This is a genomic window from Desulfovibrio sp. JY (assembly GCA_021730285.1).
Classification (GTDB): domain Bacteria; phylum Desulfobacterota; class Desulfovibrionia; order Desulfovibrionales; family Desulfovibrionaceae; genus Solidesulfovibrio.
In genome coordinates this window covers 2,144,603-2,159,105 of sequence record CP082962.1, presented here as the reverse complement: position 1 = coordinate 2,159,105, position 14,503 = coordinate 2,144,603, and the positions used below count along the sequence as shown (strand labels likewise).

15 protein-coding genes are annotated in these 14,503 nt (G+C 63.1%); 3 read left to right on the top strand and 12 right to left on the bottom strand.

Features of this window, described 5'->3' with window-relative positions; all coding sequences use genetic code 11:
• Window positions 1-93 precede the first annotated feature (93 nt).
• Complete coding sequence (locus tag K9F62_09615) at window positions 94-2,151, top strand: LysM peptidoglycan-binding domain-containing protein (GenBank protein ID UJX42909.1); 2,058 nt, start codon at window positions 94-96, stop codon at window positions 2,149-2,151.
• A gap of 206 nt (window positions 2,152-2,357) precedes the next feature.
• Here the strand turns inward: K9F62_09615 and K9F62_09610 are convergent, their stop codons facing one another.
• The 12 genes from K9F62_09610 to K9F62_09555 all read right to left on the bottom strand — a co-directional run bounded on the left by K9F62_09610 (window position 2,358) and on the right by K9F62_09555 (window position 11,873).
• Entirely contained in the window at window positions 2,358-2,852 is a 495-nt protein-coding gene (locus K9F62_09610) for a DUF1499 domain-containing protein (GenBank protein ID UJX42908.1), read from the bottom strand.
• A gap of 1 nt (window position 2,853) precedes the next feature.
• Window positions 2,854-4,062 (bottom strand): GGDEF domain-containing protein, encoded by a 1,209-nt coding sequence (locus tag K9F62_09605; GenBank protein UJX42907.1) that lies wholly within the window; start codon window positions 4,060-4,062, stop codon window positions 2,854-2,856.
• Between the two features lie 80 nt (window positions 4,063-4,142).
• The gene (locus K9F62_09600; protein ID UJX42906.1) at window positions 4,143-4,955 is read right to left on the bottom strand and encodes a shikimate dehydrogenase; all 813 of its coding nucleotides are present in this window, start codon (window positions 4,953-4,955) and stop codon (window positions 4,143-4,145) included.
• 42 nt (window positions 4,956-4,997) lie between these two features.
• On the bottom strand, window positions 4,998-5,501 hold the full coding sequence (locus K9F62_09595; GenBank protein ID UJX42905.1) for a GNAT family N-acetyltransferase: 504 nt from the start codon (window positions 5,499-5,501) through the stop codon (window positions 4,998-5,000).
• Between the two features lie 157 nt (window positions 5,502-5,658).
• Window positions 5,659-6,204 carry a 2-oxoacid:acceptor oxidoreductase family protein gene (locus K9F62_09590; GenBank protein UJX42904.1) on the bottom strand — a complete coding sequence of 182 codons (546 nt, stop codon included), beginning with the start codon at window positions 6,202-6,204 and terminating at the stop codon, window positions 5,659-5,661.
• 4 nt (window positions 6,205-6,208) lie between these two features.
• The gene (locus K9F62_09585; protein UJX42903.1) at window positions 6,209-6,979 is read right to left on the bottom strand and encodes a 2-oxoglutarate oxidoreductase; all 771 of its coding nucleotides are present in this window, start codon (window positions 6,977-6,979) and stop codon (window positions 6,209-6,211) included.
• A 3-nt stretch (window positions 6,980-6,982) separates the two neighbouring features.
• Window positions 6,983-8,044, bottom strand: coding sequence for a 3-methyl-2-oxobutanoate dehydrogenase subunit VorB (locus tag K9F62_09580; protein ID UJX42902.1), 1,062 nt, complete (start codon window positions 8,042-8,044; stop codon window positions 6,983-6,985).
• Complete coding sequence (locus tag K9F62_09575; GenBank protein ID UJX42901.1) at window positions 8,044-8,283, bottom strand: ferredoxin family protein; 240 nt, start codon at window positions 8,281-8,283, stop codon at window positions 8,044-8,046. The genes K9F62_09580 and K9F62_09575 overlap by 1 nt, the downstream gene beginning before the upstream one ends.
• A 118-nt stretch (window positions 8,284-8,401) precedes the next feature.
• The gene (gene queA, locus K9F62_09570; GenBank protein UJX42900.1) at window positions 8,402-9,520 is read right to left on the bottom strand and encodes a tRNA preQ1(34) S-adenosylmethionine ribosyltransferase-isomerase QueA; all 1,119 of its coding nucleotides are present in this window, start codon (window positions 9,518-9,520) and stop codon (window positions 8,402-8,404) included.
• 25 nt (window positions 9,521-9,545) lie between these two features.
• Window positions 9,546-10,316, bottom strand: coding sequence for a Fic family protein (locus tag K9F62_09565; protein ID UJX42899.1), 771 nt, complete (start codon window positions 10,314-10,316; stop codon window positions 9,546-9,548).
• Window positions 10,313-10,939, bottom strand: a complete 627-nt coding sequence (lipB, locus tag K9F62_09560) for a lipoyl(octanoyl) transferase LipB (protein UJX42898.1) — start codon at window positions 10,937-10,939, stop codon at window positions 10,313-10,315. Before lipB ends, K9F62_09565 begins: the two co-directional genes overlap by 4 nt.
• Window positions 10,929-11,873 carry an exopolyphosphatase gene (locus K9F62_09555; GenBank protein ID UJX42897.1) on the bottom strand — a complete coding sequence of 315 codons (945 nt, stop codon included), beginning with the start codon at window positions 11,871-11,873 and terminating at the stop codon, window positions 10,929-10,931. Before K9F62_09555 ends, lipB begins: the two co-directional genes overlap by 11 nt.
• Window positions 11,874-12,173: 300 nt before the next feature.
• On the opposite strand from K9F62_09555, the gene K9F62_09550 reads away from it, so the two are divergent.
• Both K9F62_09550 and K9F62_09545 read left to right on the top strand, forming a co-directional pair.
• Window positions 12,174-13,385, top strand: coding sequence for a hypothetical protein (locus K9F62_09550; GenBank protein UJX43181.1), 1,212 nt, complete (start codon window positions 12,174-12,176; stop codon window positions 13,383-13,385).
• Window positions 13,386-13,527: 142 nt separating this feature from the next.
• On the top strand, window positions 13,528-14,478 hold the full coding sequence (locus K9F62_09545; GenBank protein ID UJX42896.1) for an IS1595 family transposase: 951 nt from the start codon (window positions 13,528-13,530) through the stop codon (window positions 14,476-14,478).
• Window positions 14,479-14,503 lie beyond the last annotated feature (25 nt).

Here is a 14,503-nt window from a genome sequence, read left to right as displayed (position 1 = left end):
GTTAAAAAATTAGCGTAGTTAAGCACATCCTTGCCAACGCGCCGCCGTAGCCGCCTCCCGGCGGACGGCTCCCTTCGCGTGGAGAAAAGCCGCATGGCCCGTTATATCCTCTTTGCCATCCTGCCGGTTCTGCTCGTCCTGTCCGGCTGCGCCGGAAACAAATACGATAAAAACAATGACATGCGGGCCAACCTCGAGCCCGAGGTCTGGGACACCACCCAGATCCTCAAGGACCTCAAGCGCGGTCGCCCCCTGACCAAGCAGGAGAAGGAAGCCCTGGCCTCGCGCGGCGCCATCCAGTTCAACCTGGACGTGGCCGACAACGAGGAAGTCCAGATGTTCCTCCAGTATTTCTCCATGGACAAGCGCGGCACCATGGAAAAATGGCTCATCCGGGCCCAGCCCCACCTGCCCTACGTGCGGGCCGTACTGGCCAGCTACAACCTGCCGCCCGACCTGATAGTCCTTCCCTTCATCGAATCCGGTTACAGCACCATGGCCTATTCGCCGGTCGGCGCCGGCGGCATGTGGCAGTTCATGCCCTACACCGCCCGCCGCTTCGGCCTGACCGTGAACTGGTGGGTCGACGAACGCCGCGACCCCTACAAATCCACCGTGGCCGCCGCCAAATATTTAAGCAAACTCTACCAGATGTTCGGTGACTGGAACCTTGCCCTGGCCGCCTACAACGCCGGCGAGGGCAAGATTTCGCGGGTCATGGCCGCAAGCGGCCAGTGCGACTTTTTCGACATCGCCAAGGACCCCAAGCTGCTCAAGGCCGAAACCCGCCATTACGTGCCCAAGTTCCTGGCGGTGCTGAAAATCTTCCAGAACCTCCAGCCCCTCGGCTTTCAAAAGGTCAACTGGCAGGCCGGCCCCAATCTCAAGGAAGTGCCCGCACCCGGCGGCACGGACCTGGCCGCCCTGGCCCAGGCCTGCGGCCTGAGCTGGGATCAGTTTCGGGAATACAACCCCGGTTTTCGCCGCATGGTCAGCCCCCCCGACTCCACGGTCAACGTCTACGTGCCCGTGGCCAAGGAGCAGATCGCCGTGGCCTACCTGAAGACTCCGGGCAACTATCCTTCAAGCGGTCTGCAAAGCGTCACCGCCCAGGCCGGCGAGACATGGTGGGCCCTGGCCCGTCGGGCAAACATGCCCGTGGCCGAGCTGCGCCAGCTCAACCCCTCGCTGCCCGAAACGCTCCCCCCCGGCCAGGCCGTGCGCGTGGCCGCCAGCGCGTTCAGCATCGACAATACCGCCCTGGCCGAAGGCCCGGCCGCCTGCGCGCCCAAACAGCTGGCCGCAGCCTCCAAGCCCCAGCGCCACCGTGTGAACAAGGGCGAATCCATCGGCAGCATCGCCCGGAAATACGGTGTCTCGACCAAGGAGCTCATGGCCGCCAACAAGATGCGGCATGCCGGCCGCCTCACCCTTGGCAGCTGGCTCGTCATCCCCCAAAGCGCTTCCGCCCGTTCGGTCCAGGTCGCTTCCGCCGCCCCCTCCTCCTCCGGCAGCCACACCGTGCAGCGCGGCGAGACCATTTCCGGCATCGCCGACAAATACAACGTGGACCCCGGCGCGCTCATGGCCGCCAACCACCTGCGCTCGGCCAGGGACCTGCTCGCCGGCCAGAAGCTGTCCATTCCCGGTCGCGCCGACGCAAAACCGTCCGCGCCCCCCGCTCCGGCCGTGGCCGCCGCGGCCCTGCCGAGCACCACCTACACCGTGCGCGCCGGCGACACCCTCTCCGGCATCAGCCGCCGCTTCAATGTGGACAGCAGACAGCTCGCCGCGGCCAACAACCTGTCCTCGGACGTCGTGCGCGTGGGCCAGTCACTCTCCATTCCGGGCTCGGGCCGGGAGCAGCCCAAGACCATTGCCGCGCGCGAGGCCGAACCGACGAAAAAGAATCTTTGGGCCACCAAGCCCCAGGCCCAGGCCGAAAAGCATCCCGCCGCCGCCAAAACCCCGCCCACCCCGCAAAAGCGCCAGGCGGCCAAGTCCGTCAATTACAAAGTCGGCCCGGGTGAGACAGTCTGGGGCATCGCCAAGAAATTCAACGTGGAACCGTCCTCGCTCATGGCCTGGAACAACATGAAAAGCCCAAGCTCGCTCCAGGCCGGCTCCCAGATCACCATCCGCAAGGATTAAAGAGGGAAAAGATATGCGAGAGGGGAAACCCTTTAAAAAGGGTTCTCCCCTCTCGCGCTCTCCCTTTCCTAAACTTTTCGTCTTTGAAGCTGTCCTAAGAGACAACTTCCTTTTTTCAAAGAAGAGCCTTTGCGAAAGGAAGTGGTGGGGAAGAACCTGCCAGCGTGAGAATTGCCTGGGCAGGAGACATGAAAGGCCCCGACTCGCTACAAGCCCGTTTCCCGAAAAATCGTTTCCAGGCGGCGGCGGTTGACGCCAAGGTCGCTATGCCCCACGCGCGAGGCGGACCGGGCATGCAGCAGTCCGGCCTCCGGGTCGTGGAGGAATTCCACGTCGTCCACGAAGCCGAAGCGGGACGAGGACTGGGTGACATGGAGATAGCGCCCGGTCGAGGCGGCCACGGCGTAGCCGTTTTTTTCCAGATACGCGGCCAGAGCGGGGATGGGGTTTTCGGCGCAGGGCCGGGGCGCGACAAAATGCAGCGGATCGTTTGGGGACGCCGTGGTGGCGACCCAGTTGGGCTTTTTTCCGTCGGCCCGAAGCGGCCCTTCGGCCGGGGATACAAGCGGCCGCATGCGCCGGCTCGCCCGGCCGAGCCAGGCCAGCCCGCAGACAAGCACAAGGCCGGCGATGAGAAGAACCACCGCCGCCACCTGCCCCACGGCCTCGAAAAATGACACGAAACGGCGCAGGGTCTCCATATCAGGCCGGCGCCTCCTCCGGCGCTTCCACGACAGGGCATGCCCGGCCGACAACCCGGTTGCGGCCCGCGCCCTTGGCCGCGTAAAGACAGCCGTCGGCCCGGGCCAGCAGGGCATTGAGCCCCATCTCGCCCGAGGCCACGCCCAGGCTTGCCGTCACCGTATGCCCGCCGGGGGACAAGGCCGCCACGACCTGCCGCAAACGCTCGGCAACGTCTTCCGCTTCCGCCCCGTCCAGGCCCGGCAGCAACACGCCGAATTCCTCGCCGCCAAGCCTCCCGATTTCATCCCCGTCCCGAAGCGCCTCCGCCAGCCGTCGGGCCACGGCCCGCAGCACGATATCCCCGGTCTGATGGCCATAGGTATCGTTGATGTCCTTGAAATAATCCAGATCGAGCATGATGAAGCTCACCGGCTCGCCGCGCTCCCGGGCCCGCTCCAGGGCCTTTTCGGCCAGATGCAGGAAATGCCGCCGGTTGGGCAGGCCGGTCAGAAAATCGGTCTGCGCCTGTTTGCGCAAGGCATCCCGGGCCTCGCGCAATTCCGCCTCCACGCGGCTGGACGTCATGGAAAGCAGGCAGAACGTCAAGAGCGGGATCAGAAACATGCTGGTCAAAAGCAGTGCCTTGACGATGGGGTCCGGACCGCCAATGGCGCACTGTACCGCCTTCAGGGATTCATTGGCACGAAAGGCGTAGGAGATGGAAACGAGAAAAAGAAACCCGGAAAAAACGGTTTGCATCGCATACGTACGCCATTTGCGCACAACAAAAGGCTCTATGGCGATACGTCCGTAGACCAGCATGCAATACACCGAAAAAACAAAGACTCTTCGGCAAGTATCGAAATCGACAAGTGTATAATAGATCAGGCACAATTCGCAGAGCACAGCCAGGGCGATGGTAAAGGAATTGCGCAGGCCGATATGATCTATTTCACCATACAGGGCAATGCCGCGATACCAGAGAATCCCTTGCAAAAATATCAGGCTGTTTCCGATGATCAACGAAGGATCCGGACCAAGCACTCTGAAGAAAACCAAAAAAATACCAACGCACCATGCCAGTTGCCCCAGCGTAAAAGACCCGAAGCCTGGGTACGTCTTTCTATAGGAATATGTATAGGCAAGAACTCCGGTCAGCGAAAAAAACAAGACCGCCGACAGGAACACCATCGTGTGTGCATCGAGAAGCGAAATAAACTGCTGCATACCGCAAATAATATTGAATCGCCATGCATTTTGGAACTGGCGACATTGGAATCATTTGCTATAATGACGCTCCTCCTGCGTCAAGCCCCGTAAAGCGCTTTCCGCAGCAACGTTCGCAACTCGTCGTCGGGCAGAATCCGTCCCGTCCACAAGCGAAACTGTTCCACCGCCTGATACAGAAACATTTCCATGCCCGAGACCACCAACGCCCCCGCCGCCAGCGCATCGGCGCCGAATTGCGTGGGATCGGGCGTATAGACCAGATCGTAGACCACCTGTTCCGGCCGTAGCGCCTCGGCCGGATACGGCGAAAGGCCCTCCAGGCGGCCGGTCATGCCCATGGGCGTGGCATTGACCAAGAGCCCGGCCGGGAACTCCGTCCGGCGGTCCCAGTCGACCCGCTCCAGATCGAATTCCCGGGCCAGCACGGCGGTTTTTTCCGCGCTGCGCCCCGTCACGGCAAGCCGCTCCACGCCCAGACGCGCAAGCCCCGCCACCGCCGCCCGGGCCACGCCGCCGCAACCGAGGATCAAGGCGGCCCGCGGCGCAATATTGCGCAGGACCAGCGGCCGGCAAAAGCCCTCGACGTCGGTATTTTCCGCCCACAGCACCCCGTCGCGCCAGTACAGCGTATTGACGGCCCCGACCGACCGGCCAAGGTCCGTTACGGCATCGACATAGGCCATGACCGGCGTCTTGTGCGGAATGGTGACGCTAAGGCCCTCCACCGGCGTCTCGCGCAGCCGGGCCATGAACGCCCCAAGCTCCTCGGGCAGCGTCGGCCAGGCCTCATACCGGGCCTTGATCCCAAAACGCTTGAAGCCCCAATTGTGCACCAAGGGACTGAGCGTATGCCCCAAGGGATGACCTATGATGCCGTAAAGCCGCTCCATATCGCTGTCCTTGTGGGAAATGAGAAGCTGGGGGACGGGGAACTACTGCAACCTGCACTCGTGGCAGGCGGAATTCGTGAACAAGCGATAGCGAACCATGGCGACGCCATCATGCAAGCGAACCAGCTTGTCTATTTGGCAGCCACCGTTACGTTCGACAACCTTTCGAGAAGCAGCATTCACTTCTTCACACGTCGTATAAACCGAGTCCAAACCAAGAGTACCGGCATGGGCAAGCAGGAGTTTCAATATTTCTGTTCCCAAGCCTTTACCGCGAAAGTCCTGGCAAATTTCGTATCCTACTCGATCACCCCATATTCCGGCTGATCCGAGAAAGAGCGACAATTTTGGCAACAACGTCAGCCAATAGAGATGCCAGGGTTTGTCGCCAACCTGGGAAATATTGAGCATATCCATGCAATGGGAATCACTCGGATCAAAATCAGGCGGGACGCCATGGGAATATCCCTTGGCAATCGCTCGTCGAAAAGAGGGGAGGAGGCTCTCGCATGGTGTGGTAAGAATAAGGGTATTGTCATCTTGCATTGCATTTCCCTGTAAACAATACCGAATACTCAAGAGCCCTATTCAAGAGCCATGCGTTTCACCTGAACAATGCGTTGGGAACACAGGCGAGTCCCCTTGACGGGAAAGGGGACCGGGGGGCGAGCTCGCCCCCCGGCCGCCGGAGGCATCTTCTCTTCTAGTTCTTATACGCGGCACCGGCGCGCAGGGCTTCGGTGTTTTTCGGGATCAGGTGGCTGTAGTGCTTGGAGATCACGTGGCCGAGGCTGTCCTCCACCGCCGAAAGCGGCAGGATGCCGGTGGCATTCACGTAGGCGCCAAGGGCCACCATGTTGGCCATGCGCGTATTGCCCAGGCCGTCGGCGATCTCGTTGGCCGGCACGGCCACGAGCTTCACCCGCTTGTCGTCGGCGAGTTCCGGATCGACCAGGGAGGAGTTGATGACCAGCACCCCGCCGTCGACGAGCTGCGGCTGGAACTTGTCCAGGGACGGCCGGTTCATGATGATGAGGCTCTTGGGGCTGCGGATGATGGGCGAGCCGATGACGTCGTCGGAGACGACCACCGTGCAGTTGGCCGTGCCGCCGCGCATCTCCGGGCCGTAGACCGGGATGTAGGTGACATTCAGGCCGTGCTCCATGCCGGCGTAGGCCAGCAGGTTGCCGATCAGCATCACGCCCTGGCCGCCGAATCCGGCCATGATCACGTCTTGATACAGGCTCATGGGCTTAGTCCTCCTTGGCCGCGTCCTTGTAGACGCCAAGCGGGAAGCCGGGGATCATCTCCTTGGCCACGCGCTCGTTGGCGGCCACGGGCGTCATTCTCCAGTTGGTGGGGCAGGTGGCCAGAAACTCGACGAAGCCGAACCCGTCGCCGTGCAGTTGCGTTTCGAAGGCGCGGCGCACGGCCCGCTTGGCCTGGGCCAGATTCTTGATGGAATTGACGGCCACCCGGGCGCTGTAGGCCACGCCGTCAAGCCCGGCGATGATCTCGGCCATGCGCATGGGCCCGCCCTCGCGCTCGGCGCAACGGCCGGCGGGACAAGTGGTGGTCTTCTGGCCGATCATGGTGGTGGGGGCCATCTGGCCGCCGGTCATGCCGTACACCGTGTTGTTGACGAAGATGATGGTGAGCTTCTCGCCACGGTTGGCGGCGTGCATGATCTCGGCCAGGCCGATGGAAGCCAGGTCGCCGTCGCCCTGGTAGGCGAAGACGAAGGCCTCGGGCCGGGCGCGCTTGACGCCGGTGGCCTCGGCCGGGGCACGGCCGTGGGGGGCCTCGACGGTGTCGACCATGAGGTAGTTGTAGAGAAACACCGAGCAGCCAATGGAGCTGACGGCGATGGTCTTTTCCACCAAACCGAACTCTTCCAGGCACTCGGCCACGATGCGGTGGATGACGCCGTGCTGGCAGCCGGGGCAATAGTGGGTGGGCTTGTCGGCCAGGACGCCCGGCCGGTCGAAGACGAGTTCTTCCTTGATTTCAGGCATGCTGGACATGGCTCAGGCCCCCTTTGCGGCCGCGCGGATGGGTTCCAGGAATTCGTCGGGCGTGGGCAGGTTGCCGGGGAAGACGCCGTAAAAGGCGCTGTCGGCAAGGCCGCGTACGGCCAGACGCACATCGTCGACCATCTGGCCGAGGTTGTGTTCGATGGTGAGGAAGCGCTTGCCGGCGGCGGCAAGCTCGCGCAACACGGAATCGGGGAAGGGATAGAGGGTGATGGGGCGCAAGAGCCCGACCTTGAGCCCTTCGGCCCGAAGCGTGCGCACGGCCGACTTGGCGATGCGGCCGATGGAGCCGAAGGCCACCACCACCAGTTCGGCGTCCTTGGTCTCGAAGTCCTCGACACGCACCTCGTCGCGCATGGACTCGTACTTGCGCTGCAGCAGTATGTTCTGGCCGGCCAGAGCCCCGTCCTCGAGGAACAGTGACTTGAGGAGCCTGGGGGCGCGCTGGCCGCGTCCGGTCAGCTTCCAGTCCCCGCCCTCTTCCGGATCGACGGCGAGAGGTTCGCGGGGCACGACCGGCTCCTTCATCTGGCCGACGATGGCGTCGCCCAGAAGCAGCACCGGGTTGCGATACTTGTAGGCCAGCTCGAAAGCCTCGAAGGTCAGGTCGTAGCATTCCTGGCAGGTGGCCGGAGCCAGAACCATGGTGCGGTAGTCGCCGTGGCCGCCGCCCTTGACCGACTGGAAATAGTCGCCCTGGGAGGGGCCGATGTCGCCAAGGCCGGGGCCGCCCCGGTTCATGTTGACGATGACCCCCGGCAGCTCCGAGCCGGCCATGTAGGAGATGGCCTCCTGCATGAGCGACACGCCCGGGCTCGACGAGGTGGTCATGGCCCGCACCCCGCAGGCGGCGGCGCCAAGCAGCATGTTGGCCGCGGCCACTTCCGATTCGGCCTGGACGAACTGGCCGCCGGCGGCGGGCATGGCCGAAGAGAGCATCTCCGGGATGTCGTTCTGGGGGGTGATGGGGTAGCCGAAGTAGCAACGGCAGCCCGCGGCCAACGCGCCATGGGCGATAGCCTCGTTGCCTTTGATGAAGATGCGTTTGCCCGACATCACGCGTTCTCCTTGGCTTTGCTTTTAACGGTGCGCCAGACCTTGATGGCCACGTCCGGGCACATTTGGGCGCAGGAGGCGCAGCCGGTGCATTTTTCCATGGCGGCCTCGGGAACCTCGGCCACTTTGTACCCTTTGGTGTTGAAGCGCGAGGAGGCCACAATGATGGACTTGGGGCAGACCTCGACGCAAAGGAGGCATCCTTTGCACCGCTCCTCGTCGATGGCAATCCGCGACATGTTTGTATCACTCCTTATGCGGGCAGAATCGGACCCGGGGGAGGAGCCCCCGATACGGGCGAGCCCGCCGCTCCCCGTGCCCGAAAGCGCCAGGCGATGGGGGACGCCCGCCGGCCTTTTACAGGACCAGCATGGCGTCGCCGTAGGAAAAGAAACGGTAGCCGGAGGCCACGGCCCGCGCGTAGGCGGCGAGCAGACGTTGCCTTCCGACCAGGGCGGCCAGCATAATCACCAGGGATGATCCAGGCAAATGGAAATTCGTGACCATCCCGTCGACCGTTTTAAAGGCGTAGCCGGGGCGGATGAAGATATCGGTTTCGCCGGCAAAGGCAGTCATTTCACCGGCTTCGCGCACCACGCCTTCCAGGGTGCGGGCGGCGGTGGTGCCGACGGCGATGACGGGCCGACCCTCGGCCTTGGCCTGCTTCACGGCCTCGGCCGCCTCCCCGGGCACCTCGATCCACTCCTTGTGCATGGCATGGTCGCGGATATCCTCCACGCGCACCGGGGAAAACGTGCCGATGCCCACGTGGCAGGTGACGGCGGCCAGGCCAAAACCGCGTTCCCGCAGGCGGGCCAGCAGGGCTTGGGTGAAGTGCAGGCCGGCGGTCGGCGCGGCGGCGGAGCCGAGCTTGTCGTCCCGGGCGTAGACGGTCTGGTAGGTTTTGCGGTCGTCGGCGTCGTCGGCGCGGCGGATGTAGGGCGGCAGGGGCACGTGGCCGATGCGGCAAAGGATGTCCGGCAGGCTGCCCCGCCAGTGGAGAATGAAGTCCGTGCGGCCGAACTGTCCGCGCTTGGTCGTGGTCAGGCGCAGGTCCGGGGCGAAGTCCACCCGGTCGCCGGGCTTTGGCGGCCGGGAGACGCGCAAAAGTCCCGAGGCCGGCGCGACGGCCCAGCCCGTGTCCGGATCGACGGTCGGGGCCAGCAGCGCCACCGGGGTGGTCAGCAGCAGTTCGGCCGCGCCGCCCGAGGGCTTGTGGCCGAAAAGCCGCACCGGCGCGACTTTGGTGTTGTTGACCACGAGCAGCGCCCCAGTCGGGAGCAGGTCCGGCAAATCGGAAAAAACGGCGTCGGCAACATTTCCCGTGGCCCGGGAGACGGTCATGAGCTTGCAGGCGTCGCGCGTTTCGCACGGCCGCGAGGCGATGCGCTCCGGCGGCAGGTCGAAACGATAGGACGCGAGCAGATCGTCGGGAGCGGCAGGGGCGGCGGGAGTCTTGGGGATATCGTGAGACAAGGCGGCATTCCGAATCGGTTTGGGGTTATGCCGGTACGGCCGCAAGAGCGGCATCGCGCAGGGCCTGGAGCATGAATTCCACAAAGGGCGTGGCTGCACCAGCATGGTCGGCAGCGCCCAAGGCGGCGTAGTAGCCATCCTGACGGTCACGCACAACGCTTTCCACAGGAACCGCAGCAAATACCGGATTCCAGTGAGCCAATATCACGGTTTGCCAGAACCGGCCCAAACGGCCATTGCCATCGGAAAAAGGATGAATGAATTCTATCTCGTAGTGGGTGACGCACCCGGCCACCAGCGGATGCACGTTCGTCCTGCCGAGCCACCCCAGCAGATCGTCCACAAGCCCGGCAACACGCATGGCCGGGGGCGGCATGTGCACGACGTTTTCCCCGCGCGCCACAGCCACCGCGCCACGACGAAAAGCCCCGGCATCCTCAATGAGCCCATACATCAGCAAACCATGCGCCCGCAAAAAGTCCTCGCGTTTTGTGGGGTCAAAGCCGGCAAGCATATCGTATGCCGTCAGGGCATTGTGCACTTCCTGCACTTCGCGGGGAGACCCCAGTACCCGCTTGCCCTCGAGAACAGCCGTCACCTGGGGCACGGACAGGGAATTGCCTTCGATGGCAAGGGTCGCCTGGATCGTGCGGATTTGGTTGTCGCGACGCAGGCGGGGGGAAACCTTCCTGGCATCAAGGACCGATTGTGCGCCAAGCCAATGGCTGATGGCCGCCACATGGTCGAGGATGATCGGCGTTATGGCAAACGGCGGCGTGTAGGTAGTGTCGCTCATGCCGGTATCCGCGAAAGCCCGTCCGTGGCGATTGTCGCCATGCGGGCCATGGCTTCGGCCATGTCCACGGGCGCGCCGGTCTCGGCGGCAACCGAGGTCATGGCCACGCCGGCCAGCCCACAGGGCACGATGGCATTGAACAGCGTCAGGTCGTTGGCAAGGTTCATGGCGATGCCGTGGGTGGCCACGCCGCGCGAGATGTGGATGCCAAGCGAGGCGATCTTGCGCTCCCCTACCCACAGTCCCAGCGGATTCTGGCGGCATTCGGCGGCCACGCCATAGCTTTCGAGCAGCGCACGGCCCATTTCCAGCACCCATGCCACGAACGGCTTGACGCCGAAGCCAAGGGCGCGAAGCCCGACCACCGGATAGACGACAAGCTGGCCGGGGTTGTGCACCGTCGCCCCGCCGCCCCGGTCCGTCTGCACGAGGCTGACGTCCGGCGGCGCGCACAAGACCTTGTTGATGGGCTTGTTGCCCCCGAGCGTGATGACCGGATCGTGCTCGAGGATGAAAACCGTCCCCCCGCTTGTTCCGGCCTTGACCGCTGCGGCGGTTTCCTGCTGCAGGGCCAGGGCCGCCTCGTAGGCGATGCGGCCGAGGACGCGGACCTCAGGCGTCAACGCCGCCCTCCCCGGGCTGGGGCTTCTCGCCGTTGAGCACCGCCACGACGTCGGCCAGAACCCGCTCGGCCTCGGCTTCCGGCACCTGGCAGGTGCCCACGTTCCTGTGTCCGCCGCCGCCGTAGGCAAGCATCAGCCGGCCGATGTCCACCGGGTTGGCGCGGTCGAAAATGGATTTGCCCACGGTCAGCACGACGTTTTGTTTGGCCTTGCCCCAGATGACCTGCACGCTGACGTTGCACTCGGGAAAAAGCGCATAGGCCGTGAAGCGGTTGCCGGTGAAAATCTCGTCCTGCTCGCGCAAATCGATGACCAACACCTTGCCCAGCATCTTCGAGCGGGCCCGCAGCATGGCCGCGAACTGTTCCTCCTGCTCGAAGTAGCGTTTCACGCGCTCGGCCACGTCGGGATCGGCCAGGATGTTCCCCACCGGCTCGTGGCGGCACAGGTCCACCAGACGCATCATGAGTTGGTAGTTGCTGATGCGGTAGTCGCGATAGCGGCCAAGGCCTGTGCGCGGGTCCATGATGAAGCTTAAAAGTATCCAGCCCTCGGGCCGGGCCACATCCCCGGGCGTCAGGTCGCCGCTGTCGCAACGGTCGACGAACGTGAGCATCTCGTCGAAGCGTTCGGGAAAGGTCTTGTGGCCGCCGTAATACTCCCAGATGACCCGGGCGCAGCTCGGATAGTGCTTGGACGCGCCCGTAAACGTGATGTCGCCCAGGCGGTCGGTCTCGCTGGTGTGGTGGTCGAACCACAGGCCGCAGCCCGGCGCGTAGGGCACGTTGGCCAGGATGTCGTTCGGGCCGCATTCCACCTTGCCGTCCTGGACGTCTTTTGGGTGCACGAACGTCCACTCGTCCATCACCCCGGCTTCCTTGAGCAACACGGCGCAGATAAGCCCGTCGAAATCCGAACGCGTCAACAACCGCATGGATGCCTCCTTGAGACTGGGGGAGAACCTTTCTGAAGAAAGGTTCTCCCCCAGACCCCCTCTCCAAAGACTTTCAATAAAATTAAATTATTGTGCTGGGATAAATAATCACTATAAAGTTTAGGAAAGGGAGAGCGCGAGAGGGGAGAACCCTTTTTAAAGGGTTTCCCCTCTCGCTTCTTCTTCTCATACCAACTACACCATATCGAGGCAACACGGGGCCTCGGGGCCTCCGGCGGGGGGCGTAATTTTCCTTTGCCAGGGAACCGTTTTTCCGGTGAAATGGGCAAAACACTTTCCATGATGCACCACGGATCAGATCAGCCCGCCATAACCACCCTGGACGCCTTTGCCTCGCGCATGGCCGAATCGGTTGCGCTTCGCCGTCAGGCCGCCGCCGCCATTCTGGCCAGCCGGCCCGTGCCTCCGGAAATCGCCCCGGCGCTCGCCGCCATCGGCGACGAATTGTCGGAGGCCGCCGACCGAGACGGCTGGGCCGAACTCCTTTTGGACCCGGACCAGCCGCTGCGCCTGACCCTGGCCGAGGAAACCGAGCAGCTCGAAAACGACGCGATCTACCTCGAGGAAGGCCGCGAAGCCCTGCTCAAGCACCTGGGACGCCGCCGGCATGGCCTGCGCGACGCCATGCGCAAGGGGCTCAAGGAAATTTCCGGCCATGGCATAAACGTCTGCCTGTGCCAGTGCGACGCGCTTTTTCGGGCCCCGGGCCAGCGGTTCGTCACGGCCGTGCAACCCCTGTGGAACGCCGTGGCCCTGGCCCGCTTCGCCACCTCCCGGTCCAAACGGCCGGTTCTCTGGTCCGCCGCCCCGCTCTCCGGCCCCGGCATCGCCGACCTGGCCACGGTCCCGTCCCAGGCCTTCGCCTGGGCCGCATCGCTCGGCCGCCAGATCGTGGACACCGCGGGGCGCGGCATCGACGCGCCGCTGTCCCGGGAAAAAGCCGCGCTGCTCGAATCGATCAACGCCCGGCTGGCCATGCTGCTGGGCGATTCGAGCTGGCGCGCCTTCGCCTATGTCGGCTCCGGGCTGCAATTCCGGCGCGGCGAAACCGTCCTCGCCCGCCAGGACAGCCTGGGCAGCGTGGACGAGGACGCCTCCCTGGAACTCCTGGAACACGTCCACGACATCGTGGACGCCGTGGACCCCGAGCGCGAACACTTCCGGGTGGAAGACGACGGACTGGACATGATCGTGACCCCTACCTCCAACCAGCAGGACGTGTGGCGCGATTTCACCACGGCCGAGGGACTCCGCGCGACAGACGCCGCCCTGTCCCTCGATTGGGCCACCGGACCCCATTTTCTGTGCTGCGGCGGGCCCGACGGGCTGGAACTGCTCGAAGCCGTGACCGCCCTGACCCCGGACGTCCGCTGCCTGTTCGTCGCCGACCGCGAAGAGCTCGGCCATCGCGCCAAGGCCCTTTGTCCCAGGACCTTCGTCGTCACGCATCCCGACGTCGCCGCCGCCATCCTCTCGGCCGGAGCGCCGTAGAAAAAGAACCGGGGGGAAACTTTTCTGAAGAAAAGTTTCCCCCCGGCCCCCCCTTCAAAAGACTTCCTGCTTACACACAATCATCAGCTAATTGTCAGCGGTCATTGTTTTGTGTATTTTCTGGGGGTTGGAGGCGCTGGATATGGCAAGAAACATTGTGCAATTCCAGAAGGGTATGAGCGAAGATGCGTTTGAGGCGCAATTCGGCACCGAGGAGAAATGCTGGGCACACCTCGTGCAATGGCGTTGGCCCGAAGGATTCGTTTGTCCAATTTGCGGCAGGGATAAGTACTCGCTGCTTATTGTTGGCAGGCGACGGCTCTTTCAGTGCTCACATTGCCGTACGCAGACTTCGGTGACCGCTGGAACAATCTTCGCTTCCACCAAAGTTCCCCTCAAGAAGTGGTTCCGCGCCATTTATCACCTCACTCAAAGCAAGGGCGGCATCTCCAGTGTCGAATTAGCCCGCAGACTTGGTGTCACGCAAACGACGGCCTGGAAAATGTCTCACAAGCTGATGCAGGTCATGCTCGAACGTGAACACCAGCAACGTCTCACCGGCCGCGTAGAGATGGACGATGCTTACCTTGGCGGTAAACGACGTGGTGGGAAACGTGGACGTGGTGCCCCAGGAAAAATTCCGTTTATTGCGGCAGTTGAAACGACAAAAAGTGGACAACCACACAAGATGAAGCTGTGCCGAGTCAAAGGTTTTCGGCGTAATGAGGTGCAGCGGGCATCTCAGAAAATCTTGCGTTCCGGGACATTGGTGGTGACGGACCGGTTGCCATGTTTTTCCGAGGTCCAGGCTGCGGGCTGTCGGCACGAACCCGTTCAAGACAGTGGCCGCAAGGCTGTGCAGGACTCAGTATTTAAGTGGGTCAACACCATGCTTGGCAATGTGAAGTCAGCATTATTGGGAACATATCGTGCCGTGAGAGGCAAACATGTGTCGCGCTATCTGGCCTCGTTCGGATATCGATTCAATCGCCGTTATGACTTGGCGACAATGCTCACGCGGTTGGCCTGGGTCTCCTTGCGGACGCCGCCCATGCCTTACAGACTGCTCAAACTGGCTGAGGATTGTGCGTAACCAGGAAAGACTTTACCGGAAAACA

What these genes read in the sequence shown, in the direction of transcription:
- K9F62_09615 (UJX42909.1), top strand. Translation starts at nt 94, where the DNA reads ATGGCCCGTTATATCCTCTTTGCCATCCTGCCGGTTCTGCTCGTCCTG.
- K9F62_09610 (UJX42908.1), bottom strand. Translation starts at nt 2,852, where the DNA reads ATGGAGACCCTGCGCCGTTTCGTGTCATTTTTCGAGGCCGTGGGGCAG.
- K9F62_09605 (UJX42907.1), bottom strand. Translation starts at nt 4,062, where the DNA reads ATGCAGCAGTTTATTTCGCTTCTCGATGCACACACGATGGTGTTCCTG.
- K9F62_09600 (UJX42906.1), bottom strand. Translation starts at nt 4,955, where the DNA reads ATGGAGCGGCTTTACGGCATCATAGGTCATCCCTTGGGGCATACGCTC.
- K9F62_09595 (UJX42905.1), bottom strand. Translation starts at nt 5,501, where the DNA reads ATGCAAGATGACAATACCCTTATTCTTACCACACCATGCGAGAGCCTC.
- K9F62_09590 (UJX42904.1), bottom strand. Translation starts at nt 6,204, where the DNA reads ATGAGCCTGTATCAAGACGTGATCATGGCCGGATTCGGCGGCCAGGGC.
- K9F62_09585 (UJX42903.1), bottom strand. Translation starts at nt 6,979, where the DNA reads ATGTCCAGCATGCCTGAAATCAAGGAAGAACTCGTCTTCGACCGGCCG.
- K9F62_09580 (UJX42902.1), bottom strand. Translation starts at nt 8,044, where the DNA reads ATGTCGGGCAAACGCATCTTCATCAAAGGCAACGAGGCTATCGCCCAT.
- K9F62_09575 (UJX42901.1), bottom strand. Translation starts at nt 8,283, where the DNA reads ATGTCGCGGATTGCCATCGACGAGGAGCGGTGCAAAGGATGCCTCCTT.
- K9F62_09565 (UJX42899.1), bottom strand. Translation starts at nt 10,316, where the DNA reads ATGAGCGACACTACCTACACGCCGCCGTTTGCCATAACGCCGATCATC.
- K9F62_09555 (UJX42897.1), bottom strand. Translation starts at nt 11,873, where the DNA reads ATGCGGTTGTTGACGCGTTCGGATTTCGACGGGCTTATCTGCGCCGTG.
- K9F62_09550 (UJX43181.1), top strand. Translation starts at nt 12,174, where the DNA reads ATGATGCACCACGGATCAGATCAGCCCGCCATAACCACCCTGGACGCC.
- K9F62_09545 (UJX42896.1), top strand. Translation starts at nt 13,528, where the DNA reads ATGGCAAGAAACATTGTGCAATTCCAGAAGGGTATGAGCGAAGATGCG.